Annotated in this window: 18 protein-coding genes; 12 read left to right on the top strand and 6 right to left on the bottom strand. The window is 70.8% G+C overall.

The window, feature by feature from the left end; all coding sequences use genetic code 11:
• Nucleotides 1-122: 122 nt before the first annotated feature.
• Both FK267_RS02730 and FK267_RS02725 read right to left on the bottom strand, forming a co-directional pair.
• Nucleotides 123-2,699, bottom strand: coding sequence for a helicase-associated domain-containing protein (locus tag FK267_RS02730; RefSeq protein ID WP_232622500.1), 2,577 nt, complete (start codon nt 2,697-2,699; stop codon nt 123-125).
• A gap of 412 nt (nt 2,700-3,111) precedes the next feature.
• Nucleotides 3,112-3,501, bottom strand: coding sequence for a heavy metal-responsive transcriptional regulator (locus FK267_RS02725; protein ID WP_010613285.1), 390 nt, complete (start codon nt 3,499-3,501; stop codon nt 3,112-3,114).
• Between the two features lie 107 nt (nt 3,502-3,608).
• Between FK267_RS02725 and merA the strand changes: the two genes are divergently transcribed.
• From merA to FK267_RS02695, 5 genes are all read left to right on the top strand, one after another.
• Nucleotides 3,609-5,033 carry a mercury(II) reductase gene (gene merA / locus FK267_RS02720; RefSeq protein WP_065361614.1) on the top strand — a complete coding sequence of 475 codons (1,425 nt, stop codon included), beginning with the start codon at nt 3,609-3,611 and terminating at the stop codon, nt 5,031-5,033.
• A gap of 336 nt (nt 5,034-5,369) precedes the next feature.
• The gene (locus FK267_RS02710; protein ID WP_065361615.1) at nt 5,370-5,966 is read left to right on the top strand and encodes a recombinase family protein; all 597 of its coding nucleotides are present in this window, start codon (nt 5,370-5,372) and stop codon (nt 5,964-5,966) included.
• A gap of 7 nt (nt 5,967-5,973) precedes the next feature.
• The gene (locus FK267_RS02705) at nt 5,974-7,188 is read left to right on the top strand and encodes a Mu transposase C-terminal domain-containing protein (RefSeq protein WP_141406170.1); all 1,215 of its coding nucleotides are present in this window, start codon (nt 5,974-5,976) and stop codon (nt 7,186-7,188) included.
• A complete protein-coding gene (locus FK267_RS02700; protein ID WP_065361617.1) occupies nt 7,185-8,003 on the top strand; it encodes an AAA family ATPase in 819 nt (272 codons plus the stop codon). The genes FK267_RS02705 and FK267_RS02700 overlap by 4 nt, the downstream gene beginning before the upstream one ends.
• Before the next feature lie 441 nt (nt 8,004-8,444).
• Nucleotides 8,445-10,139 (top strand): DNA repair helicase XPB, encoded by a 1,695-nt coding sequence (locus tag FK267_RS02695; RefSeq protein WP_141406168.1) that lies wholly within the window; start codon nt 8,445-8,447, stop codon nt 10,137-10,139.
• Between the two features lie 91 nt (nt 10,140-10,230).
• Here FK267_RS02695 and FK267_RS02690 read toward each other — a convergent pair whose 3' ends face one another.
• Nucleotides 10,231-11,139, bottom strand: a complete 909-nt coding sequence (locus tag FK267_RS02690; protein ID WP_141406167.1) for a type 1 glutamine amidotransferase — start codon at nt 11,137-11,139, stop codon at nt 10,231-10,233.
• A gap of 112 nt (nt 11,140-11,251) precedes the next feature.
• Between FK267_RS02690 and FK267_RS02685 the strand changes: the two genes are divergently transcribed.
• From FK267_RS02685 to FK267_RS02655, 7 genes are all read left to right on the top strand, one after another.
• Complete coding sequence (locus FK267_RS02685) at nt 11,252-13,429, top strand: TPM domain-containing protein (protein ID WP_141406165.1); 2,178 nt, start codon at nt 11,252-11,254, stop codon at nt 13,427-13,429.
• 220 nt (nt 13,430-13,649) lie between these two features.
• Entirely contained in the window at nt 13,650-14,498 is an 849-nt protein-coding gene (locus FK267_RS02680) for a PspA/IM30 family protein (RefSeq protein ID WP_075377907.1), read from the top strand.
• 405 nt (nt 14,499-14,903) lie between these two features.
• Entirely contained in the window at nt 14,904-15,506 is a 603-nt protein-coding gene (locus FK267_RS02675; protein ID WP_075377906.1) for an NYN domain-containing protein, read from the top strand.
• A gap of 243 nt (nt 15,507-15,749) precedes the next feature.
• On the top strand, nt 15,750-16,487 hold the full coding sequence (locus FK267_RS02670) for a response regulator transcription factor (protein WP_075377905.1): 738 nt from the start codon (nt 15,750-15,752) through the stop codon (nt 16,485-16,487).
• Nucleotides 16,487-18,085 carry a sensor histidine kinase gene (locus FK267_RS02665; protein WP_020992167.1) on the top strand — a complete coding sequence of 533 codons (1,599 nt, stop codon included), beginning with the start codon at nt 16,487-16,489 and terminating at the stop codon, nt 18,083-18,085. The genes FK267_RS02670 and FK267_RS02665 overlap by 1 nt, the downstream gene beginning before the upstream one ends.
• 141 nt (nt 18,086-18,226) lie before the next feature.
• Entirely contained in the window at nt 18,227-19,636 is a 1,410-nt protein-coding gene (locus FK267_RS02660; RefSeq protein WP_141406163.1) for an HD domain-containing protein, read from the top strand.
• 205 nt (nt 19,637-19,841) lie between these two features.
• On the top strand, nt 19,842-20,201 hold the full coding sequence (locus FK267_RS02655) for a WXG100 family type VII secretion target (protein WP_020992166.1): 360 nt from the start codon (nt 19,842-19,844) through the stop codon (nt 20,199-20,201).
• A gap of 241 nt (nt 20,202-20,442) precedes the next feature.
• Here the strand turns inward: FK267_RS02655 and groL are convergent, their stop codons facing one another.
• The 3 genes from groL to FK267_RS02640 form a co-directional block, all read right to left on the bottom strand.
• Complete coding sequence (gene groL / locus FK267_RS02650; protein WP_003788944.1) at nt 20,443-22,065, bottom strand: chaperonin GroEL; 1,623 nt, start codon at nt 22,063-22,065, stop codon at nt 20,443-20,445.
• A gap of 315 nt (nt 22,066-22,380) precedes the next feature.
• Nucleotides 22,381-23,868, bottom strand: coding sequence for a glycoside hydrolase family 15 (locus tag FK267_RS02645; protein WP_141406161.1), 1,488 nt, complete (start codon nt 23,866-23,868; stop codon nt 22,381-22,383).
• A gap of 6 nt (nt 23,869-23,874) precedes the next feature.
• Nucleotides 23,875-24,513 carry a LytR C-terminal domain-containing protein gene (locus tag FK267_RS02640; protein ID WP_101587766.1) on the bottom strand — a complete coding sequence of 213 codons (639 nt, stop codon included), beginning with the start codon at nt 24,511-24,513 and terminating at the stop codon, nt 23,875-23,877.
• Nucleotides 24,514-24,557: the final 44 nt, after the last annotated feature.

The following is a 24,557-nucleotide window of genomic DNA, read 5'->3' as shown; positions in this document are numbered from 1 at the left end:
TCCCCGGCCCGCGCGGGTTGGCCTGGGCACACCACCCCGCCCTCCCACACTTCGACCGAATCTTCACAATCGACACAGATACGCGTCGATTCTGAAGATTCTGTCGGTAAGTGAGAGAACTGTCAGCTCGCCTCGACCGAGACGATGCGGTGGACGGCCACGGTCAGCTCGGTCTCACGCACGACGTCGCGCAGGCGCACCCGCCCAGGCTCGACGGCCATGACCCGCACCTGCCGCTCCTGCACGGCGCCGTCGGGGCCGGCCAGGCTCAGCCGCAGCCGCGAGCGCGAGGACTGGGCCTGGCGCAGCACCGCCAGGGCGTGCACCGGGTCGGTGGCCACAGCCGTCTCCCCGGCGGCCTGCAGCGCCTCCTGCCCCACGCGCAGCCGCCCCACGAGGGTCGTCAGCTCGCGCCTCCCGGGCCTGCGCCGTCGCACCGAGTGCTCGCTGCCGGGGCGCGTCGGCTCGGGGGCCCGGCGGGCCTGCTGCGCGGTGGCCGGCCCGACCACCAGGTGGCCGCTGGCGTCCTCGGTCACCGGCGCCAGCCCGGTGGCGCGCAGCTCGCGCAGCACCTGCCCGGCGCTTGCGGTGGCCACGAGGATCCCGGGCGCCACCTGGTCCAGGCCGAGGTCCCGCAGTCGCGGCTCGGCCAGGAGCCCGGCGGCCGTGGCCTCGTCGCTGATCCGCAGCAGCGCGGACACGGCTCGCACACGCACCGCCCCGTGGTGGCGGGCGGCGTCCTGGATGAGCACGCTCAGCGAGTCCGGCAGGGGCGTGGGACTGTAACGGCCGATCTCCTGGGTGATCTCCTCGGCCCGGTAGCCGACGTCGAGCGCGCCGCGCACCGACTCGGGCGTGAAGCGCACCGTGAGCGCCCCGCCGCGCGACTCGACGACGCTCGTGCGTTCCAGCAGCGCGGCCAGCTCGGGGGCGGGCCGACCCGGCACGATGGCGGTGAGGTCGGACTGGACGAGGATCATCTCGACGGCGGCCGGCAGGTCCGCGGCGAGCGCCACCTCGAGGGCCGTGAGGGCCTCGTCATCCGACAGCGGCTCGGCGTGTGCCTCACCGCCCGCCTCCTCGGCGCGGTTGGCGTCTCCAGGGTCGGTGGGGCCGCCGGGCCTGCCGCTGAGTCCGGTGTCCTGCTCGTCGAGGCTCGCCGCCGCCCGTCGGGCGAGGATCCTGCCGGCCTCGGTGAGCGCCCCGCCGCCGGTGACCCCGAGGGTCTCGGCCTCGGCCAGGACCGCGGAGATCGCCCCGCCGGGGATGGTGCGCCGGGGACTCTGCCAGGTCAAGGCCGCCCGCACGAAGGCGGGGGTCGCACTGGCGCCTGACGGGAGGTCACCCAGGAGGGCGAGCACCCGGGCGCGCAGTCGCGCCACCCACCCGGCCTCCAGATCCGGGCTGAGGGCGGCGCGCAGGGTGCCGTCGTCATCGCGGGTGCCCGTCAGCCAGGGGGTGCGGGCGCTGCCCGACCAGGCCAGGGCGAGCGGCGCCCAGCGCTGGGGGAGGCTGTCGGCGAGCCATCCTGCGGCCTGGGAGGAGGGCACCCAGGTGGTGCCGTCCTCGTCGAGCCCCAGGAGCCCGGCGGCCGCGGCGATCTCGATGATGCGGGCGGCGACATCGGCCTCCAGGTCGAGCGCGTCGGCGGTGCGCGCCAGGGCGCGCGCGCTCACTCCGCCGGTGCGGCGGATCGTGCCACCCTCGCGGCCCCACTCCTCCAGGAGGGCGGCCACGAGCCGGACGGCCTCCTCGGCGTGGAAGGAGGCCTCGGAGGCGATGACGTCGGCGCCCACCGTCTCGAGGTCGCTGGCCTCGGGGGCGGTGAGGGGCTCGCGGGTCAGGTGGCCGCCGCGCAGGGCGAGGGCGACCTGGCGCGGCAGGATGAAGCGGGTGCGCCCGTGGGTATCGCTGCTGCGCTCCAGCCAGCCGCGTTCGATGAGTGGGGCCGCGCCCGGTGCGGTGCCGCCGGCGCGCAGGGTACCGGCGGGCGGCCCCCAGGTGAGGACCTGGAGCATCTCCACGGAGGCCACCGGGATGACCGGCTCGCCGCCGGCTCCACTGGCCGAGTGCTCGCTCAGCTCCTCCAGGGTGGGTGGCAGCTGCTCGGTGCTCAGGGGCTCAGCGGCCCAGGGCCCCAGGCCGAAGGGGTGTGGTCCAAAGGCCGCCTCGAGCGCGGCCACGGGCCTGCCCTCGATGACGAGCGCCAGCCGGCCCAGGTGCTCCAATGCCTCGGTGACCTGCTCAGCAGGCAGCGGGAGGTGGTCGGCGACCAACCCGGCCAGGTCAACACTGTCTGGGCGGTCCAGGTCGGCCGGGTCGGCTGCATGGTCTGCGGGACCGCCGAGAGGTTCACTGCCGGCCGGCTCACCACCGGCAGGTTCTCCACCGGCCCCGCCAGCCTGCTCGTTCCCGACCACCTCGGCCACCTCGGTCGGCCCGGCCCCACCCGCCCGGCCCGACTCATCGAGCCGGCTGAGTGCCACCACCGCCTCGGCCACGGCCAACGTCGGCGCATCCAGCCCGGCCAGGGCGTGCTCGATGCTGCCGGGAGCCCCCGCGCGAGTCGCCAGCGCCAGGAAGGAGGAGGACGGCGGCGCGGCCAGGTCCGGGCGCGCCACCAGCAGGGCGGCGACCTCGCGGTCCGGCAGCGCCGTCAGGTGCACGGCGAGGTCCTGGGTGGAGGCGGAAGGGCTCATCCGCACCAAAATACGCCCCCGCCCCACTCACGGACAGAGCGGGGAGCGTGGATGAAGGGCGCCGGTGTCCACATCGGATACAAAGGGACCTGACCTGTGACTTTGTCCGCTAATTGGCGGGGTTTTTCAGACGCTCAGTGGCGGCCTCCACTCCCTCGCACGCGAGGGGGTGGTAGCGATGCCCTGCGTGTCCGTAAGGCCATCCCCATACGACTACCGGGGTTGGCGACCCTCACCCCTGTCGACCCACCCGGATCGATACGTGCTGTGAGTCCCTCGGGCGCAGTTCCGATGCCCACTGCGCCGCTGACACTTTCGTGTCAGTAGGTCGAGGCGGAACGTTCCAGCTGTGCGGCTGGGGCTCGGTCGACCACCACCCCTCGATGGCGTGTCCGTGCGGCGTCGGGCTTGGCTACAGGTACCGGCAGACCTGGTCGGAGCTGCACGTGTCGGGCTCAACGTGCTCGGCCTGGTCGCGTAGCCCGGCGAGGGTGTCGCGCAGGTCGTGGAGCTGTCTGAGTTTCAGGTCAATGTCGGTCAGGCGTGCGTCGAGCAGGTCGCGTACGTGATCGCAGGGAGCTTGGCCGTGGTCGCGGATGTCGAGGACCTGCCGGATCTGGGCGAGGGAGAGTCCGACGGCTTGGCCGCGGTGGATGAAGTCGATCCGGGTGAGGCTCTCGGTCGTGTAGTCGCGGTAGCCGCCGGGCGTGCGCTCGGCCGGGGGCAAGAGCCCCTGGTCTTCATAGAACCGCAGAGTCTTCGTGGTCGTGCCGGCCGCTTCAGCGAGCTCCCCGATCCGCATCCTCACCCCTCGTGTGTCACAGGTCTCACCCTTGACCTTCCCCTGTACTGGAAGCTTTAGTATCGCCGCATCAGGAGGATTTCTCAACAGTCCGGGGAGGGTTCGGGATGCAGTCGAAGATTGATCTGGCCGTGATCGGGTCGGGTGGCGCGGCGTTCGCCGCAGCGATCCGCGCCACCACGCTGGGCAAGTCGGTGGTGATGGTCGAGCGCGGTACGTTCGGCGGCACCTGCGTGAACACCGGGTGCGTGCCGTCCAAGGCGCTGATAGCGGCCGCCGAGGCCCGCCACGTGGCCGCGGACGCGGGCTCCCGGTTCCCGGGGATCGCCGCCACCGCGGGCGCGGTCGACATGCCCGGGCTGGTGGGTGGCAAGCAGGACCTGGTCGAGGCGATGCGGGGTGAGAAGTACTTCGACGTGGCCGAAGCCTACGGCTGGCCGGTCCGCCAGGGCCAGGCGGCCTTCGCCGGCACCCCGGATGCGCCTGTGCTGGAGGTCACCGCCGCTGAAGGCACCGTGGAAACCATCGAGTCCGCCCATTACCTGATCGCTACCGGCACCCGTCCCTGGGTCCCGCTCATCCAGGGGCTGGACGGCGTCGAGTACCTGACCTCGACGTCGGCGATGGAACTGTCCGAGCGCCCCGACTCGCTGCTGGTGCTCGGCGGTGGCTACGTGGCGCTGGAGCTGGCCCAGATGTTCGCCCGGCTCGGCTCGAAGGTGACCCTGCTGGTGCGTTCTCGGCTGGCGTCGAAGGAGGAGCCGGAGGTTTCCAGATCATTGCAGGAAGTCTTCGCCGACGAGGGCATCCGGGTGGTCCGCCGCGCTGTTCCCTCCCGCGTTGCCCGCGATACCGTCACCGGGCAGGTCGTCGTCATGGCCGAGGTCTCGGGCGGCGAGCAGGAGTTCCGTGCCGACGAGATCCTCGTCGCGCTCGGACGCCGCCCGGTCACCGAGGGGCTCAACCTCGAGGCCGTGGGGGTGAAGACCGGCGAGGCCGGACAGATCGTGGTCACCGACCAGTTGCAGACCGCCAACCCCCGCGTCTGGGCGGGCGGGGATGTCACCGGGCACCCCGAGTTCGTCTATGTCGCGGCCCGGCACGGCACGATCGTCGCCGAGAACGCCTTCACCGACGCCAACACTTCGGTCGACTACACACGGATGCCTCGGGTGACGTTCACCGGTCCCGCCATCGGCGCGGTCGGGATGACCGAGAAGGAGGTCATCGCGGCCGGGATCCGCTGCGACTGCCGCGTCCTGCCACTGGAGTACGTGCCCCGTGCGCTGGTGAACCGGGACATGCGTGGGTTCATCAAGATGGTCGCCAACGCCGACACCGGCGAGATCCTCGGTCTCACCGCTGTCGCCAAGGACGCCGGCGAGCTCGCCGCCGCCGGCGTCCACATCCTCGGCAAGACCATCGCAGAAGTCGCCGACGCGTGGGCCCCATACCTGACCATGGCCGAAGGCATCCGCATCGTCGCCAAGGCCTTCACCACCGACGTCTCGAAGCTGTCCTGCTGCGCCTGACCGCGCACTCACCCCAATAGAATTGGACGCACTCAATGAGACGATCCTCACCACCGACCTGACAGACCACCGACCTGGCAGACCGGCTCGTCCGGTCCGAGGAGACCGCCCTGCTGGTCCCGTTGCTGCGGCTGCGCGCCGCCGGTGACCCGATCACCATCGATCACCTCGCGACGGTCCCTCGACGGCACACTTCCGAGGGTCCCGCATGGGGAACCTCGACCGGACACACCCACTCCCGACATGGGAGTCCTATAGCATGCCTGACGAGGTGTCCCGTAAGACCCGTCCGGTGAACTGTTCGGTGACGGGGCATTATATGACACACTTAGAAGCATGTCCGCTTTGAAGGTCGGGTACGCCCGGGTCTCCACCGATGAACAGGACCTCACCGCCCAGCGCGATGGCCTCAGCGCTCTCGGTGTCGACGCGATGCGCATATACGTCGATCACGGACTGACCGGCCGCAATGCGGATCGCGCCGGGCTGCGGCAGGCGCTGGCGGCATGCCGGGCCGGTGACACGTTCGTGGTCACCAAGCTCGACCGGTTGGCACGTTCGGTGCGCGATGCTCATGAGATTGCCGATGACCTCGCGGCCCGCGAGGTGAAACTCAGCATCGCCGGATCGGTGTATGACCCGACGGACCCGATGGGCAAACTGCTGTTTAACGTGCTGGCGATGGTCGCCGAGTTCGAAGCCGACCTCATTCGCGCCCGCACCCGCGAAGGGATGAAGGTCGCCAAGGCCAAGGGCCGGCTGCGCGGGAAGTCTCCGAAGCTCACCCCACGACAGGAGGCTCACCTCGTCCACCTGCATGCCGCCAAGGAGCACACCGTGGGCGAGCTGGCCGAGCTGTTCAGCGTCGGCCGCTCCACGGTCTACCGTGCCCTTGAGCGCGCGCAGCGTGGCCGCGAGAGCCTCGTGCAGTAGGTGCGCGATGGACGCTGCGGCGCGGTGGCGCATTCTCCGGCTCCATGTGGAGGACGAGGTTCCGCTCGCGCGTCTGGCCCGCGAGTCCGGCGTCGGGCTGCGGACCCTGGAGCGCTGGCACGCCCGCTACCGGACCGACGGCTACGCGGGCCTGGAGACGGCCCCGCGAATGGACGCCGGCACCCACCGCTTGCCGACCGATCTCGTCCACGTGATCGAGGGTCTGGCGCTGAGCAAGCCGCGGCCGGCTATCGCCACGATCCATCGCAAGGTCACCGGCATCTGCGGCATCCACGGGTGGCCGGTCCCGTCCTATTCGGTGGTGTGGGAGATCGTGCGCGCCCTGGACCCGGGCATGGTCACCCTCGCCCTGGAAGGCGCGGCGTCCTACCGCGACAAGCACGAGCTGGCGCTGCGGCAGGCGATCTGGCACAAGGCCGACCCGGCCTGGCCGATGTGCGGCCTACCGGACGTGCTCTACGTCGATCACGGCAGCGACTTCATCAGCCACCAGCTCGCCGGCACCGCCGTCGACCTCCACATCCGGCTGATCCATTCCACCGTCGCCCGCCCCCAGGGCCGGGGCAAGATCGAGCGGTTCTTCGGCACCGTCAACACCGAGCTGCTGGCCGACCTGCCCGGATACATCGGCGAAGGCCAGCCCTGGCCAACACCGACACTGTCCCTGGCCGAGCTCGACACCGCCGTCGAAAGGTTCGTGGCCACCTACAACGACCGCACGCACAGCGAGATCGGCACCTCCCCGCGCAGCGCGTGGATCGCCGAGGGCTGGCTGCCCCGCATGCCCGAGAGCCTGGAAGCTCTCGACGGACTGTTGCTGACCGTGGCCAAGACCCGCGTCGTGCGCCGCGATGGCATCCGATTCCAGGGCCTGCGCTACGTCTCCCCGACCCTGGCCGGCTACGTCGGACAGTCGGTCGTGATCCGTTACGACCCTCGCGACATCACCGAGATCCGCGTCTTCGACCACGACGAGTTCCTCTGCAAGGCCGTCAACCAGGAGCACCACGACCAGAAGGTCAGCCTCAAAGAGATCCAGGCCGCTCGCAACGCGAGACGCCGGGCACTACGGGCCGGCATCAACGAACGCATCGCTGTCGTGGCCGCACACACCACCGAGACACCACCTCCCGCGGAGGAACCAGCGGCGGCGCAGACGCCGAAACGGAAGTTGAAGGTCTACAAGGAGGACCTGAGGTGAGCCAGCGCTTCATCGTCACCAAAGAACACCGCCGCTTCACCGAGTTCGCCGACGCCGTGCGCCGCGGCCACACCATCGGCCTGTGCTTCGGGTCGGCCGGAGTGGGCAAGACGCTCTCGGCGCGCCGCTACGCGCACTGGGACAAGGCCCTCGATCTGCTGACCTACTGGGGGCCGCGCTCCGACGACGACGCCAAGATCTACGCCGCCCTGAACCGGAGCCGCACCGTGCTCTACACCCCCAGCGTGCTGACCACCCCGCGGACCCTGAAGGATGAGCTCAATCAGGCCATCACCCGCACCAACATCTGCATCGAACAGCACCTCGCGCCGCACGGCGACGTCACGCCCGAGACCTGGGGATGGCGCCGCAGCAGGAACTACGTGGAGCTGATCATCGTCGACGAGTCCGAACGGCTCCGCCCCGCCGCCCTGGAACTGCTGCGCGACCGCTACGACCGAGACGACATCGCACTGATCCTGATCGGCATGCCCGGACTGGAGAAGCAGTTCAGCCACTACCCCCAGTTCTACAGCCGGGTCGGGTTCGCCCATCAATACCGACCCCTGGGTCAGGACGAACTGTTGTTCGTCTTGCAACGACACTGGCGCTCCCTCGGCAAGACCCTCGACCCCGAAGACTTCACCGACGCCCAAGCCATCGCCGCCATCGCGCGGGTCACCCGCGGCAACTTCCGGCTGCTCGAACGCCTCATCCCCCAGATCCAGCGCGTGCTGAAGATAAACGAACTCGACACCATCACCAACGATGTCATCGAAGCCGCCCAAAGCACCCTGGTCATCGGCGTCACCTGACCCCGGCCTGCCACGGAACGTCGGAAGAACCCCGCCATTTAAACGCAGAAGTCACAGACCTGACCACCCCTGAGGCCAGCAACACGAACCGCAGAATCATGCGGTTTTCTTTCGCAGGCCGCAGCGCGCCTCACGCCTTTGTCACCGATTTGGACACAACCCCGCAGATGTCACCGTTTCTGGCCCCTTGTAGCGCTTGCCGCCCCGCCTCCGGGGCTCGTGTTCACGTCCCACGGCTCGCGCTCCGCCGAGGCAGCCCAAGATCCGGGCCGTCAGCTGCGCTTGCGCGGTCATGACGCGAATGGATGTGACGTCACTGTCGGTAGCACTGTCAGCCACGCGCGCCCAGGCATGACGCCGGCCGGCTCGCCCCTCCCGCTGGAAGAGGAACGTCTCCTCCGTCACGGCGGCGCGCTGCCCCGGCTTGGGATACTCCCGCCCATGTCCGCCACGCCCAGCGATCCTACGTCCCCGGCGCCGTCCGCCCCCGACGGCCCGCTCATCGTCCAGTCCGACAAGTCCGTCCTCCTGGAGGTTGCCCACCCCCAGGCCGGGCAGGCCCGCCGCGCCATCGCCGCCTTCGCCGAGCTGGAGCGCGCCCCCGAGCACATCCACACCTACCGGATCACGCCGCTGGCCCTATGGAACGCGCGCGCCGCGGGCCTGGACGCGGAGACGGTCGTCCACACCCTCATCACCTACTCGCGCTTCCCGGTGCCGCACGCCCTGCTCACCGAGATCGCCGAGACGATGAGTCGCTACGGCCGCCTCCAGCTCCTCACCGACCCCGCCCATGGCCTGGTTCTGCACGCCACCGACGTGCCGGTCCTGGAGGAGGTCATGCGCTCCAAGCGCACCAAGGGCCTGCTGGGGACGCGACTCGGGGAGGCCGACGTCGTCGTCCACCCCTCCGAGCGCGGCCACCTCAAGCAGGTGCTCATCAAGCTGGGCTGGCCGGCCGAGGACCTGGCCGGCTACGTCGACGGCGAGGCCCACCCCATCACCCTGACCGACTCCCCCGACACCTTCCAGCTGCGCCCCTACCAGAGCGAGGCGGTGGAGAGCTTCTGGGCGGGGGGCTCGGGCGTGGTCGTCCTGCCCTGCGGGGCCGGCAAGACCCTCGTGGGCGCAGCCTCCATGGCCAAGAGCTCGACGACGACGCTCATCCTGGTCACCAACGCAGTCTCGGCGCGCCAGTGGAAGGAGGAGCTCATCCGCTTCACCACCCTGACCGAGGAGGAGATCGGCGAGTACTCCGGCTCGCGCAAAGAGGTCCGCCCCGTCACGATCGCCACCTACCAGGTGCTCACCACTCGCCGCAAAGGCGTCTACCCGCACCTGGACCTGCTGGACTCCCACGACTGGGGGCTCATCGTCTATGACGAGGTCCATCTCCTGCCAGCCCCGATCTTCCGTATGACCGCGGACCTGCAGGCGCGCCGCCGCCTGGGCCTGACGGCGACCCTCGTGCGCGAGGACGGCCGCGAGGACGAGGTCTTCAGCCTCATCGGCCCCAAGCGCTACGACGCCCCCTGGAAGGACCTGGAGAACCAGGGCTGGATCGCCCCGGCGATCTGCACCGAGGTGCGCCTGACCCTCGACGCCGGTGAGCGCATGGCCTACGCGACCGCCGAGCCCGAGGAGCGCTACCGCCTGGCCGCCTGCTCACCGCGCAAACTGCCGATCATCGAGGCCCTCCTGGCCCGCCACGAGGGCGAGTCGGCCCTGGTCATCGGCCAGTACGTGGACCAGCTCACCGAGATCGCCGAGCACCTGGACGCCCCCGTCATCACCGGGGCGACGACGGTGCGCGAGCGCCAACGCCTCTACGACGCCTTCCGCTGCGGGGAGATCCGCACGCTCGTGGTCTCCAAGGTCGCGAACTTCTCCATCGACCTGCCCGGGGCGAGCGTCGCGATCCAGGTCTCGGGCTCCTTCGGCTCGCGCCAGGAGGAGGCCCAGCGGCTCGGGCGGATCGTGCGCCCCAAGGAGGACGGCCGCCAGGCCCACTTCTACACGGTCGTCGCCCGCGACACCGCCGATCAGGAGTACGCCGCCCACCGGCAGCGCTTCCTGGCCGAGCAGGGCTACGCCTACGCCATCATCGACGCCGAGGACCTCACCGAGAACAGGTGAGCCCAGCCCGGCGGTGAACGAGGCGCAGCCGGACGAACCCGCCCAGCCGGACAAACCGAGCCGGCCGGGCCGGTGAGGGCCGGCAGCCCGGTCAGCGCGCCAGACGGCGGGCGCGCACGTTGCGCACGAGGACGCGGGCCAGGCTGCGGCCGAAGGCCTGGATGGCGGGGTCGACCCTCTCGGCCTGCTCACGGGCGGCGGCCCCGGCGCTGGCGGCCGCCTCGGGCAGGTCGGCGGCCGTGGCCCCGTGGGTTCCGGCGGCGCCCGGCGCGGCGCTCCGGCCGGCGGCCACCTCCAGGGCATCGCGGGCAGCCTGGAGGGAGGCCGCGTCCATGCTTCCGGCCAGGTCGTTGAGGGCGTCACGGGTGCGCCAGTAGGCCACGCGCGCCGGGTCGGACTCGGGGTGGTGCTGGAAGGCCAGGAGTCGCCCGGCCCGCCAGGTGTGAACCGGGGAGCGGTCGGAGGAGGCCAGCAGGGTGGCGGCCTCGGGCAGGTGGGTGACGGCGTCGTGGTGGGAGACGATGACGGGCAGGCGGGTGCCGTCGGAGGTGGGGATTCCGGCGCGGTGGGCGGCGCGGATGGCCTCGGCGGCCACGGCCCCGAAGACCGGGTCGCTCTCGCCGGCGGCCGTGATGGTCAGCTCGACGACGCCGACCTCGTCGTTGCCCAGCGCCGGCACGGCCGTGGAGCCCCCGAGGGCCTCGGCGGCCACCTGGGCACCCAGGCAGATGGCGATGGCGGGGACGTCGTCGGCGACGACGCCGCGCAGCAGCTCACGCAGGTCCGCCAGCCAGGGGTGCTCACCCTCATCGTGGGCACTCATGGAACCGCCCAGCACGACGAGGCCATCGCCGATCTCGTCCAGGGAAGGGATGGGCTCGCCCCGCCAGGGGCGCACCATGCGCAGGGAGGCACCCTCGGCGAAGAGCCACTCCCCCAGACGCCCCACGGGCGCGAGCTCCTCGGGCTCGATGACGGTGATCGTGAGCGTGTCAGTCATGGACGACATTCTGCCGCCGGTTCGGTTGCCTGCGCTCAGTGACAGGCGCAGGCGTGCCGCCTGAGGCGAAACGACTTGCTCACACCCTGACCCTGCGGGGACGATGTCCCGGATGAAGAACCAGCAGCCCCCACTCCCCCGTCCTTGGCACCAGATGGCCCTTTCCGGCGTCGCGACGGCGGCCGCCCTGGGGCTGCTGGGGCTCTCTGCCGGCGCCGCAGCCGCTCCGACGACGCCCGGCTCCGCATCCCTGGCCCTGGCCTCCTCCGCACAGACCTCGGCGGGCGCGCCCCGGGCCCTCCCGGCGGCGTCGACCACCCTGACCGAGCACGTCACCGATGAGCTCGGGATCCTGGATGCCTCCAAGGCCCAGCAGGCCGTGGACACCATGTCCTCCACGTACGGCGTGGGCCTGTGGGTGCTGACCGTCTCCGACTCCAGCCAGAAGGCCTCCGCCATCGCCGCGCAGACCTTCAAGGACACGAAGCTGGGACGCGACGACATGCTCCTGGTCATCAACATCCCCTCCGACGGCTCGGCCTCGAAGAGCTACAAGCTGCAGGCGCACGACAACTCCTCGAAGTTCTCCGAGTCCGACTACAAGCGGATCGACTCGGCCATCAAGAAGCAGCTCAGCGCAGGCAACTACGACGACGCCGTGGCCGCCATCCCGGAGAACATGTCCGGCTCATCGGGCTCGGGCAGCTCAGGTGACTCAGGCTCCTCGGCGCTTCCGCTCCTGCTGGGCGGGGGCGCGGTCGCGGCCGGCGGGGCCGCCGCCTGGACGGTGTACAAGCGCAGGAAGAACAAGGAGAACGACGACATGCTGTTCGGCAAGCGCAGGAATCAGAGCGGCGCCCCCGGCAACCAGCCCGCGGGCCCCGCGGCGATGACGGTGGAGCAGCTGCGCACCCAGGCCGGCAGCGCCCTGGTCCAGGCCGATGACACGGTGCGCGCCGCCGCCGAGGAGCTGTCCTACGCGCAGGCGCAGTTCGGCCTGTCCGCCACGGACGCCTTCACCGCCGCCCTGGACAGCGCCCGCAAGCACCTGTCGCGGTGCTTCGAGCTGCGCAAGATCCTCGACGACGACATCCCCGAGACCGAGCCGCAGCAGCGCCAGATGTACACCGAGATCCTCCAGCACTGCTCGGAGGCGGTCGGTGAGATCCGCGCTCAGGAGGAGGCCTTCAACAAGCGGCGCGGCATCGAGGCGAACCTGCCGACGTCGATCGCCGAGACCGCCCAGCGCGCCGATGAGACCGAGCAGGCCATCGTCATGGCCGAGACGATCCTGGTGACGCTCAGCGCCGCCTATCCCGCCTCCTCCCTGACCAGTGTGGCCCAGGCCCCCGAGCAGGCCCGCCGCCTGCTGGCCGCCGGGCGCACCGCCCTGGACCAGGCCCGCGCCAGCGTCGAGGCCTCCCAGGAGGCGACGGCGGTCGAGCAGGTCCGCATCGCCCAGGGCTCCATCGCCCAGGCCGGTCAGCTGGCCGCACAGGTCACCGGGGCCCGCGAGCGCCTTCAGAGCGCGGCCAAGGACCTGGAGGCGGCCATCGCCTCGATCTCCTCGGACCTGGTGGACGCCAAGCGCCTGGAGGGCACGGTGCCGGCGGCGACCCTGGCCCCGCTCGTGGCCGACGCCGAGGCCGCCGTCGCCGAGGGCCGTCAGGCCAGTGGCGCCAACCCGAGCGGCGACCCCCTGGCCGCCCTGGACCACCTGGCCCGGGCCGAGGCCGCCATCGACGCCGCCCTGGCCCCGGCACGCGAGCGCGAGGAGAACGACTCGCGTGCCCGGGCCTCCCTGGGCTCGCGCCTGGCCCGCCTCAACTCCCAGGTGGAGTCCGTGACCTCTTACATCACCACCTATCGCGGAGCGGTGGGCCCCTCGGCGCGCACCGCACTCAGTGAGGCCGCCCGTCACGCCACGGCCGCCACCACCGTCCAGACCACTGACCCGGTGGCCGCCCTGGCGGAGGTCGCGGCGGCCGAGCCGCTCGTGGCCCAGGCCCAGGCCCTGGCCGAGGCCGACGTGCGCGGATCGTCGAGCTCGTGGAGCCCGAACTCCGGTGAGCGCTACTCCTACTCCCGCGATTACGGCCGCTCAGGCGGCGGGCTCGACCTGGGCTCGCTCCTGCTGGGCGGGCTGCTGCTGGGCGGCGGCCACAACTACGGCGGCTGGAGCTCCCACCACCACGACAGCGACTGGGGCGGAGGCGGCGGCTTCTTCTCCGGCGGTGGGGACTTCTCAGGTGGAGGCGGCGGCTTCTTCGACGGCGGCGGCGACTTCTGAGCCGCGTCCTGCCGGCGTCCGACCCCGGTCGCACTCCAGTCATGCCCTGAGCGATGCGACCCCCGCCCGCATGACGCCGAGCGCTGGGACCTGCGATCATGACGCCTGATCCGCCTGGCCCACCGGCCACCACCTGGCGACCACCCGGCGAGCGCCGGGTCTATACCTGCCCACAATCTGCCCACACCGACGTCGCAGCTCGACGGAAGGACGAACAACCATGGCTGAGAAGCAGTCGATCCTGGGGCGCATCGCCCAGCTCACCCGCGCCAACATCAACGCGCTCCTGGACCGCGCCGAGGACCCGGAGAAGATGCTCAACCAGCTGGTGCGGGACTACACGGCATCCATCGCCGAGGCCCGTGACGCCGTCGCCCAGACGATCGGCAACCTGCGTCTGGCCGAGAAGGACCACGACGCCGACGTCGCCGAGGCCAAGGACTGGGGCAACAAGGCCCTGGCCGCCTCCCGCAAGGCCGACCAGCTGCGCTCCGGCGGTGACACGGCCGGCGCGGACAAGTGGGACTCGCTGGCCAAGATCGCGCTGACCAAGCAGATCACGGCGGAGAACGAGGCCAAGGCCGCCGAGCCGATGATCGCCTCCCAGCGCCAGGTCGTCGAGCAGCTCAAGACCGGCCTGCAGCAGATGGAGGTCAAGCTCGGCGAGCTGCGCTCCAAGCGCGACCAGCTCATCGCTCGTCAGAAGACCGCCGAGGCCCAGGTCAAGGTGCAGGGCGCCATCCGCTCCATCAACGTCCTGGACCCCACCAGCGAGCTGTCCCGCTACGAGGACCAGGTGCGTCGGGTCGAGGCCCAGGCCGCCGGGCAGATGGAGCTGGCCGGCTCCTCCCTGGAGTCCCAGTTCGCCGAGCTCGAGGCCTCCGGCACCAGTCTGGAGGCCGAGGCCCGTCTTGCGGCCCTGAAGTCCGGGCAGAACCCGACCCTTCCGGGCGCCCAGCAGCAGGTCCCCGCCCAGATCACCGACGGTGACGACGACGCGATCAACGCCGCCTTCGCGGCCCTGAAGAACCAGGGGCAGCCGGCCGGCGAGGAGACCTCCTCCTACTGATATGAGTTGACCTCACCGCGCCACCCAGGCGCCTCAGCCACGCAAGCCGCCCGGTGCTCATCATCCCGATGAGCACCGGGCGGCTTCGTGCGCCTCGATGTCAGCCAATCCGGCCCGGGGACATCTCACGCGCCCGGGGACACTCCACTCCGGCCGGGGACATCTCACGCCTGCGGGGACAGGATTTCCGCACCCGACGGCGTCGATCGTCCCCGCCGGGAAGGTTTTGTCCCCGACCGCGCAGACCGCACCCGACGACGTCGAATGTCCCCACCGGGCAGGCTTTGTCCCCGACCGCGCAGACCGCACCCATCGGTGTCACGGGCATCAGGAGGCCGGTATCGGTGCGGTGTCATCGAGCGTCGCCGGAGGCTAGTGGACGCCGTGACCGGTAGCATGAGCCTCATGAGCGTACCGACTTATCTTCTCGTCGATGGCGAGAACATTGACGCCACTCTCGGCATGAGTGTGCTGGGGCGGCGTCCCGAACCTGAGGAGCGGCCCCGCTGGGACCGAGTCCTCGCATACTGCGATGAACTGTCCTCCGCCGGCACCGCCGAGGGCGAGGGGAACGAGGCCCGTGCCCTGTTCTTCCTCAACGCCACCAGCGGCCACATGCCCATGAGCTTCATCCAGGCCCTGCTGGCCATGGACTACCGCCCCGTGCCGCTGGCCGGGTCCGGAAGCAATGACGAGAAGGTCGTCGACATCGGTATTCAGCGCACCCTGGAGGCGCTGGCCGAGCGGGTCGAGTCCGGTCAGGATGCCCACGTTCTGCTGGGCAGCCACGACGGCGACTACATCCCCCACATCGAGCGGCTCCTGCAGGCCGGCGCCACGGTGGGGATCCTGTGCTTCCGCGAGTTCCTCAACGCCCAGCTGGCCGCCCTGGAGGGCGAGGGCCTGACGATCTACGACCTGGAGAGTGACGTCAAGGCCTTCACCATCCCGCTGCCGCGCGTGTGCATCATCCCGCTGGAGGACTTCGACCCTCTCGCCTTCCTCTGACCCGATGGCGGGGCGGCGACAGGTGTCGCCGCCCCGCCTCATGTCACAGCCCGACTCACCGGAGAGTCGCAGGCAATCACCTCGGTTCAAGCAGCAACCACACAGCTCCCCCGTTTTGTGGGAATTCCAAGACTTCCTGGGTCTACAATTGGTGTGAGGTCACACGAACCACTTGTCCTATCAACAGCGACCGTTCGGAAGTCATTCAGGAAACGACCAGAAACTGAAGGAATGGTGAGACTCATGGAGCGTTCCCAGCAGTCCCGCACCGAAGCTCACCTCCTTGTCGTCGACGATGAACCCAACATCCGCGACCTGCTGGCCTCGTCCCTGCGCTTCGCAGGCTTCGAGGTCTCGATCGCAGGCGACGGCAACGGCGCGCTGAAGACGGTGGAGAAGACATCCCCCGACCTGGTGGTCCTCGATGTCATGCTGCCCGATATGGACGGCTTCACCGTGGCCCGGCGCCTGCGCGAGCGTGACGTGACCACCCCGATCCTCTTCCTGACCGCCCGCGATGACATGGCGGACAAGGTCCAGGGCCTGACCGTCGGCGGCGACGACTACGTCACCAAGCCCTTCGGGCTGGAGGAGGTCATCGCCCGCATCCGCGCCATCCTGCGCCGCACCCACGCCATTGAGAACCAGGACGACGGCGTCGTGCGCGTGGCCGACCTGGTCCTGGACGAGGACGCCCACGAGGTGTACCGCGCCGATGTCGAGGTGGATCTGTCCCCCACCGAGTTCAAGCTCCTGCGCTACCTCATGCTCAACGCCGGGCGCGTCGTGTCCAAGGCCCAGATCCTCGATCACGTCTGGGAGTACGACTGGAACGGCGACGCCGCGATCGTGGAGTCCTACATCTCCTACCTGCGCCGCAAGGTGGACCAGATCCAGGGAGCCGACGGCCAGCCCGTCACCCCGCTCATCCAGACTCGTCGCGGAGTCGGCTACATGCTCCGCGAACCCAAGGCCGAGTGATGGCGGCGGCGCGTGGGGGGAGCACGCGCCCGGCCAAGTCGTCCGGTAAGCAGCACCGCCCGATCAAACGGGGCCGATGGCACCCGATCACCGCGATTCAGCGGCCCTGGCAGGCAATGCCGCTGCGCACGCGCCTGACCCTCATGACCACTGGTCTGCTCGCCATCGGGCTCATCGTCGTCTCCTTCGTGGTGACCTCGCTGCTCTACAGCCACATGATGGGCCAGATCGACAGCCAGCTGCGCACCACCTCCGTGGCCATCGGAAGCCAGGGACTGGCCCAGATCCGCGAGGGCGGGACCAGCAGCACCACCTTCCCCTCGAACTACTACGTCAAGGCCGAGTACCTCGACCCCACCCGCAACGGGGAGTGGATCTCGCCGGACACCGCCGCCACGTACGGCCGGCCCCAGATCAAGGGCCTGGACTACCGGCGCGCCCTGGCCCACGCGGACAAGAACGACTTCCCGATCACGACGGTCAACTCCGATCAGCCAGGCCACCAGTGGCGGATGATTACCCTACTCATCCGGGACCAGAACACCGGCGAGTACACCGGCGCGGTGGCCCTGGCCCTCCCGCTGAGCGACGTCATGGAGACCGTCGAGCGCACCCGCCTCGTGGTGGCCCTGGCCGACGTCTCGATCATCTCGGTGGGCGCCCTCTTCGCCACCTACCTGGTCCACCGCTCGTTCCGCTCCCTGCGCCAGATCGAGGGCGTGGCCGCCCGGATCGCCCACGGCGACCTGTCCGCCCGCATCCTGGTCACCGAGCCGCGCACCACGGAGGTGGGCTCGCTGCAGCGGGCGATCAACACGATGCTCACCCAGAACGAGAGCTCCTTCGCCGCCCAGGTCGTGGCCCAGGAGCGGATGACGCGCTTCGTCTCCGATGCCTCCCACGAGCTGCGCACCCCCCTGGCCGCCATCCGCGGCTACGGCGAGCTCTACCGGATGGGCGGGGTGCCCGCGAACAAGACCGGTGAGGTCATGGGGCGCATCGAGACCGAGTCCAACCGGATGGGGCGCCTCGTCGACGATCTCCTCCAGCTGGCTCGGATCGACGAGGGCCGGGAGATGTCGATGGAGCCGGTCAACCTCACCGACCTGGCCGCCGGGGCCCTCAGCGACATGATGGTGCTGGCCCCCGAGCGCGACTGCGGCCTCATCCCCCTCGACCCCCGCGACGAGGCCGCCGGCAAGGAGGCCCCCTCGCTCCAGGTCATCGGTGACCGCGACCGCCTCTCCCAGATCCTCACCAACCTGCTGGGCAACGTGGTGCGCCACACCCCCTCCGGGACGCCGGTGGAGATCGCCATCGGCATGGCGCCCCCGCGGGCCAACCCGACGGCGCAGCCGGTCGTCGTCGTCGAGGTCCGCGACCACGGCCACGGCGTGCCACCGGAGGCGGCCGAGAAGGTCTTCCAGCGCTTCTACCGCTCGGACACCTCCCGCAACCGGGAGACCGGAGGCTCCGGCCTGGGCCTGGCGATCGTGCTGGGGATCGTGGCCGCTCACAAGGGCACCGTCCAGATGCTCCAGACCCCCGGCGGCGGCGCCACCGTCCACATCGAGCTGCCGCCCGCGCCGGCCTGGTAGGCCCCGCCGCCGCACCTCAGGCAGCGCCGGCGGGCCTCGATCACGATAAGAGTGGCACGCCAGACACTGTGTCACGTCGACGTCACGACGAGGACAGTCCTACGATGGCATGCGTTCCATTTCCAACACGGAGACTGACCCATGGGTGTTATCGAAGCACCGCAATGGCTTCTGCCCGCCTTTACCCGCTCGGTGAAGGCGATCGGCGCCACGCAGCCCCCAGAGGCGATCGGCTCCGCCGGCGAGCTCCTCATTGAGCGCTGGTCCACACCGGACCGTCGCTTCCACAACCTTCGCCACCTCATCGACATGCTCGCGCGGGTCGATGAGCTGGCCGAGGAGTCGCACAACCCGGACATCATGCGGGTCGCCTGCTGGTACCACGGCTGCGTCTTCTCCTCCGACGTCGAAGAGGTCACCCGCGGCAACGGCGGCGAGGACGAGACCGCCTCGGCGGCCTTCGCTGAGGCCGACCTGCGCCACCTGGGTGTCCCGATGGAGACGGTTAAGCGGGTGTGCTGCCTCATCGTCAACCTCAAGCGACACATGCTCGCCGAGGACGACATCGACGCCCAGGCCCTCATCGACGCCGACCTGGGCACCCTGGCCGTGGACCCCCAGACCTACGCCGAGTACGTGCGGCTTCTGCGCGAGGAGTACTCCCACATCCCGATGAAGGAGTACCTGCGCGGCCGCCTGACGATCGTCTCCCGGCTCCTGGACCGCGATCATCTCTTCCACTCCCCGCTGGGCCAGCGCTGGGAGCACCCGGCCCGCGAGAACCTGGCGGCCGAGCAGCGACGTCTCCACGAGAAGCTCGCCAAGCTCGCCCAGGAGCAGGGAGCGCAGACCGATACGGCAGCCCTGGAGGCCGGGACCGCTCAGGAACCGGCGCGTCCCGCACCGGCCGCCCCCGTGGGCGATCCTGCCGGCGCCGCCGCCCCCGTTCCCGGGCAGCTGGGCGAGGCCGCCGAACGCGCCCCTCGCACCCCTCCGCTGGGCCTCCAGGCGCTGCCCGCCGAGGACCCCCTGGCCGGCCCCGCCCAGGACGGCGACACCCTGCGTCTGAATCCCACCGAGCTCAGGGCCCTGAGGGCCACGGTCCCTCCGTCGAGCGCAACGACACCCGCCGCCCCGGCCACCACGGCGTCCTCAGGATCGCCGGCGGCTCCGGCATCATCCTCCTCCCCGTCGAGCGCTTCCTCGCCGCGCACCCCCGCCCGCGGGATCCCGGCCGTGGCCTCGGCACGCCGCCCCGTCGAGGCGCCCGCTGAGCGCGGCGAGGGGCGCGACGACAAGGACGGCGAGGAGGCGATGACGCACACAGCCTCCATGGAGTCGTGCATCGCGGACCTGGACCTGCTCATGTGCTCACGCAACCGCTCCGACGACGGCGAGGACCGCCGCGCCCGGGTCCAGGCCGAGCGGGACAAGCTCACCGAGAAGCTTCGGGCCAAGACCCAGGAGGCCAAGGAGCTGCGCGAGGCCCGCACCGGCGAGATCGCCCCCATCACCGAAGAGATCATCGACGACGGCGCCGGGGACCTCTAAGGCTCCGGCCTCCCCTTCCCTCAGGGACGGCCCGCCGTCTGCGGGGCCACAGGCCACGATCTGCAGGCCCACTCCACAGGGCCGGATCCTCGCCCGGTACGCCACCGGCCGGGCCCCTACCGTGAGAGGCACAGCGCGCACCTCGGTGCACCACCAGCACACCGCGCACGGCCCTCGGGCCGCCTCTCACGAAAGGACGCCCCTCATGCCCACCTACTCCGTCGATACTGCCGCGGTGGCTGACACCGCCGCCCGGACCCGTACCCGCATCGCGACGATCCAGACCGAGGTCGATGGCATGCGGGGAGACATCGGCCTGCTCCAGTCCTGCTGGACCGGGACGGCGTCGGACTCCATGGCCGCCTGCGCGGCCGACTGGCACCTCACCCAGATCCAGGTGCAGTCCAACCTCGATCAGATCAGCCTGGCCCTGGACAACGCCGCCGTCTGCTACGACGACGCCGAGACCTCCAACCAGGGCCGTTTCGCCGGCTCAACGCCGGCTCCCGCTCCCGCACCGGCTCCCGCACCGGCCGCCGGCTCGGCGCCCTTGGGCGCCTGGTAGGAGGCGCCGACGGCGAGGCTCCGCTCAAGGCTGTGCCGCCTCTCAGCCGCCTCTCATCTCAGCGTGAGCGCCACCCGGTCCTGCCCGCACAGGCCAGCCGACCCGCCCAGTACGGACAGGTACGGATACGGCGGCGGGCCGCCCCTCACATGTGTGAGAGACGGCCCGCCGTGGTTCCGGGACCGGCCGACGTCGCGGCCGAGCTACCGGGTGATGACTGGCTCGTCGGCAGTCGCGTCGATCAGTACATGCCACCCATGTCGCCGGCGCCGCCGTCGGCCGGGGCGGCCGGGGGCTCAGGCTTGTCGGCCACGACGGCCTCGGTGGTCAGGAACAGACCGGCGATGGAACCGGCGTTCTGCAGGGCGGAGCGGGTCACCTTGACCGGGTCGGCGATGCCGGCGGCCAGCAGGTTGACGTACTCGCCGGTGGCGGCGTTGAGGCCCTCACCGGTGGGCAGGTTGCGCACGCGGTCCACGACCACGCCGCCCTCGAGGCCGGCGTTGGCAGCGATCTGCTTGAGCGGGGCCTCCACGGCGACCTTGACGATCGCGGCGCCGGTGGCCTCGTCGCCCTCGAGCTTGAGGGTGTCGAGGACCTCGGCGGCCTGGAGCAGGGCGACGCCACCACCGGCGACGATGCCCTCCTCGACGGCGGCCTTGGCGTTGCGCACGGCGTCCTCAATGCGGTGCTTGCGCTCCTTGAGCTCCACCTCGGTGGCGGCACCGGACTTGAGGACGGCCACGCCGCCGGCCAGCTTGGCCAGACGCTCGGAGAGCTTCTCGCGGTCGTAGTCGGAGTCGGAGTTCTCGATCTCCAGGCGGATCTGTGCGGTGCGGGCCTCGATGGCCTCCTTGTCGCCGGCGCCCTCGACCAGGGTGGTGTCATCCTTGGTGACGACGACCTTGCGGGCCTGACCCAGGTCCTCCAGGGTGGCGTTCTCGAGCTTGAGGCCGACGGTCTCGGAGATGACCGTACCGCCGGTGAGGATGGCCATGTCCTGCAGCATCGCCTTGCGGCGGTCACCGAAGCCGGGGGCCTTGACGGCCACGGACTTGAAGGTACCGCGGATGCGGTTGACGACGAGGGTGGCCAGGGCCTCGGCCTCGACGTCCTCGGCGATGATGGCCAGTGGCTTGCCGGTCTGCATGACCTTCTCCAGCAGCGGGAGCAGGTCCTTGACGTTGGAGATCTTGGACTCGACCAGCAGGACGTAGGCGTCCTCCAGGACGGCCTCCTGGCGGTCGGGGTCGGTGACGAAGTAGGGGGAGATGAAGCCCTTGTCGAAGCGCATACCCTCGGTGACCTCGAGCTCGAGGCCGAAGGTGTTGGACTCCTCGACGGTGACGACGCCCTCGTGGCCGACCTTCTCCAGGGCCTCGGCGATGAAGGCACCGATCTGCTCGTCGGCGGCGGAGATGGAGGCGGTGGCCGCGATCTCCTCCTGGGTCTCGACCTCCTTGGCGTCGGCCAGCAGGCGCTCGACGACGGCCGCGACGGCCTTCTCGATACCGCGGCGAACGGCGATCGGGTTGGCGCCGGCAGCGACGTTGCGCAGGCCCTCACGCACCAGGGCCTGGGCCAGGACGGTGGCGGTGGTGGTGCCGTCGCCCGCGACGTCGTCGGTCTTCTTGGCGACCTCCTTGACGAGCTCGGCGCCGATCTTCTCGTAGGGCTCCTCGAGCTCGATCTCCTTGGCGATGGTCACGCCGTCGTTGGTGATCGTGGGGGCGCCCCACTTCTTGTCGAGCACGACGTTACGGCCCTTGGGGCCCAGGGTGACCTTGACGGTGTCGGCGAGGGTGTTGAGGCCGCGCTCCATGCCGCGGCGGGCCTCCTCGTCGAAGGCGATGATCTTGGACATTGAGTTTCCTCCACTGCGTGGTAGGGGCGGCCGGTTCGTGCCCGCGACGGACGGATCGGTCCCGGGCGTTCACGTCACGCCCGACGCCGGCCCTCACGTTCCAGCCTGGATGAACTTGGTGCATTCAAGGATGCTTTGTCACTCGAGGTGCCCGAGTGCTAACCGCAATGCTGGCACTCTCAGCCCTTGAGTGCAAGGAGCTCAGTTCTCATCGGCACTGAATCCTCCGACGGCGAAGCAGGGAATCCCGCCGGGCCCGCGGGTGGGCCAGCGGGAGGTCCCGCAGCCGGTCCTGCCTAGGGGCCGCTGCCTGAGTCAGGAGGGCGGCTCCTCGGCCCGTGAGGCGGTGGCCAGCAGGATGAGTGCGCAGGTCCAGGCCAGGGGCGCGGGCCCCGCCGGGGCGCCGTCGGCCAGGACCTTCTCCGGCAGGGCGCCGGCAGCGGTGCGGTGCGCCTCGAGCCACGCCAGCAGCCGGGTCCCTTCCTCCTCCATTCCAAGCGCCAGGGCCGACCAGGCCATGAGGGCGGTCTCCGGTGTCCAGGAGATACCGTCATCGCGCCAGCCCGCTCCCGGGGCGAGGCCCCCGGCGGGACGGTGCATGCGTGCGGCCGCCGTCTGCCGCACTGTTCGAGCCCCGGCCAGCGGCCGGGTGAAGGGAGGCAGGACCAGGGCGATGGCGGCGTCGACGTCGTCGCGCTGCAGGTGGCGGCCCCAGGCGGGGGCGAAGTTGCGCTCCATGGCGCTGCGCACCGCTGTCACCCGCTCGGCCAGGGCCTGAGCGGGGCCGCCGAGGTCGATCCCGGCCCGGGTCAGCGCCGTCGCCGCCTCCAGCCCCAGGAGCACCGGAGCGGCCGTCCCCAGGGTGAGGACCGTCTCGGCGACCTCCCAGTAGTCGGGCGAGGCCGCCGGCAGGCGGGAGGGCGTGTCCGTGATCCCCAGGAGCCGGGAGGCGGCGCGCGCCAGGGGCACGCCCAGGCGGTCACGCAGGTCGGCGGCGGGAACACCGTCGGCCAGGAGCCGGCCCGCGGCCCACAGGAACCATCCGGCGCCGTCGGCCTGGGCGGGGCGGTTGTCCGGCACGCGGCCGCTGCTGGTGTAGCGGGCCTCGAAGCCGCCGTCGGCCCGCTGCCAGGAGGCCAGGTTGCCCAGAACGCCCAGCGCCTCATCGGCCAGGTTCACGGCACTGAGGGCGGCCGCGGCGAAGGCGGCGTCCCGGGGCCAGACGTAGCGCCAGATGCTCATGGGCGCCGCCACGACCGCACCCGGGGGGAAGACCTCGGCCCCCGGCGGCAGGGCTTCGCGCGAGTCGCGCCCCTCCCGCCCGGCGCCCCCGGCGGAGGTGGGAGTCGGGGGCGGCGTCGACCCGACGGAAGGTTCGGCAGACGGGTCAGCAGGGCCGGCGGGGATCATCGGACCGGGCATGAGTGCCGGTCCGGTCAGGGCCAGCAGGTCGGTCAGGGCACCGTCGGCCAGGTCCGCCCACCGGCCTTGAGGAAGGCGGGCAGCCTGGCGGCGGGCGAGCGCCTGACGGGCCAGGGCGCTCTGCTGCGAGGTCGTCAGGCCCCACGGTTCGGGGGCCCGAGGCAGGCGGGTCCCCGGGACGCAGGCAACAGTGTCATCCGGGGCCATGGGGTACAGGACCCCTCCCCCGCCCACGACGAGCCCGCCGCTCAGCAGCGTCGGGGCGCGGCGGCCGAGGCCCACCAGGCGCGAGCCGCCCCAGAGGACCGCGGCGGCGGTGAGCGGGACCGCCGCGGCGAGAGTCAGGAACCGACGACGCCCGGGAAGCGCCAGTGGCCTCATGCCCCTTTACTGAGGCTTGTAGTCGTCACGCAGGATGACGGCGATCGAGGCGCCCTGGGTGTTCTCCGCGGTGCCCTCCACCACGTTGCTGATCCCGAGACGCTTGCCGACCTCCTCGGCCGCGGGCCGGGCCTGCGGGGAGCTGAAGTAGACCGTCGACTGGGCCGGCTCCGCGTTCTCGTAGATCCCGGGGATGACCTCCACTGCGGTGAAGCCGCCGTTGGTGAGCTTCTCGCTGGCCCCCTTGGCCAGGCCGTCGGTGTTCGTCCCGTTGGCCACCGAGACCCCGGTGTTGAAGTCCACGTTGCCGGAGGCGCTGGCCGAGGCACTGGGTTTGGCCGAGGCGGCGCCGCCCTTGTCGCCCTTGTCGCCCTTGCTGTCCGCGTTCTTGTTGCCACCGGCCTGTCCGCCCTGGGCGGGCTGAGAGGAGGAGACCGCGTCCGACGAGCCGGAGCCTCCTGAGCCGTTGAGGAACAGCGTCACCGCGCCCCAGGCGAGCGCCGGGACAATGATGATGATCGCCAGCAGCGGCACCCAGCTGCGCCACCTGGGCACCTGGGCACGGTGCACGCCCACAGGAACCGGGCCGTCATCATCGCCGACGTCGAACTCGTCCTCGGGGTAGTCATAGTTGCTCACGCTCACAAGATACCGGTCCGAGCGTCATTCGTCGGGTATTGCTCACCACG

This window comes from Actinomyces oris, from assembly GCF_006546825.1.
In the GTDB taxonomy this organism is placed as follows: domain Bacteria; phylum Actinomycetota; class Actinomycetes; order Actinomycetales; family Actinomycetaceae; genus Actinomyces; species Actinomyces oris.
This window is presented reverse-complemented; position numbering and strand designations above follow the sequence as displayed.

Coding starts and splice junctions, on each gene's coding strand:
- FK267_RS02730 (WP_232622500.1), bottom strand. CDS start 2,699: ATGAGCCCTTCCGCCTCCACCCAGGACCTCGCCGTGCACCTGACGGCG.
- FK267_RS02725 (WP_010613285.1), bottom strand. CDS start 3,501: ATGCGGATCGGGGAGCTCGCTGAAGCGGCCGGCACGACCACGAAGACT.
- merA (WP_065361614.1), top strand. CDS start 3,609: ATGCAGTCGAAGATTGATCTGGCCGTGATCGGGTCGGGTGGCGCGGCG.
- FK267_RS02710 (WP_065361615.1), top strand. CDS start 5,370: ATGTCCGCTTTGAAGGTCGGGTACGCCCGGGTCTCCACCGATGAACAG.
- FK267_RS02705 (WP_141406170.1), top strand. CDS start 5,974: ATGGACGCTGCGGCGCGGTGGCGCATTCTCCGGCTCCATGTGGAGGAC.
- FK267_RS02695 (WP_141406168.1), top strand. CDS start 8,445: ATGTCCGCCACGCCCAGCGATCCTACGTCCCCGGCGCCGTCCGCCCCC.
- FK267_RS02690 (WP_141406167.1), bottom strand. CDS start 11,139: ATGACTGACACGCTCACGATCACCGTCATCGAGCCCGAGGAGCTCGCG.
- FK267_RS02685 (WP_141406165.1), top strand. CDS start 11,252: ATGAAGAACCAGCAGCCCCCACTCCCCCGTCCTTGGCACCAGATGGCC.
- FK267_RS02680 (WP_075377907.1), top strand. CDS start 13,650: ATGGCTGAGAAGCAGTCGATCCTGGGGCGCATCGCCCAGCTCACCCGC.
- FK267_RS02675 (WP_075377906.1), top strand. CDS start 14,904: ATGAGCGTACCGACTTATCTTCTCGTCGATGGCGAGAACATTGACGCC.
- FK267_RS02670 (WP_075377905.1), top strand. CDS start 15,750: ATGGAGCGTTCCCAGCAGTCCCGCACCGAAGCTCACCTCCTTGTCGTC.
- FK267_RS02665 (WP_020992167.1), top strand. CDS start 16,487: ATGGCGGCGGCGCGTGGGGGGAGCACGCGCCCGGCCAAGTCGTCCGGT.
- FK267_RS02660 (WP_141406163.1), top strand. CDS start 18,227: ATGGGTGTTATCGAAGCACCGCAATGGCTTCTGCCCGCCTTTACCCGC.
- FK267_RS02655 (WP_020992166.1), top strand. CDS start 19,842: ATGCCCACCTACTCCGTCGATACTGCCGCGGTGGCTGACACCGCCGCC.
- groL (WP_003788944.1), bottom strand. CDS start 22,065: ATGTCCAAGATCATCGCCTTCGACGAGGAGGCCCGCCGCGGCATGGAG.
- FK267_RS02645 (WP_141406161.1), bottom strand. CDS start 23,868: ATGAGGCCACTGGCGCTTCCCGGGCGTCGTCGGTTCCTGACTCTCGCC.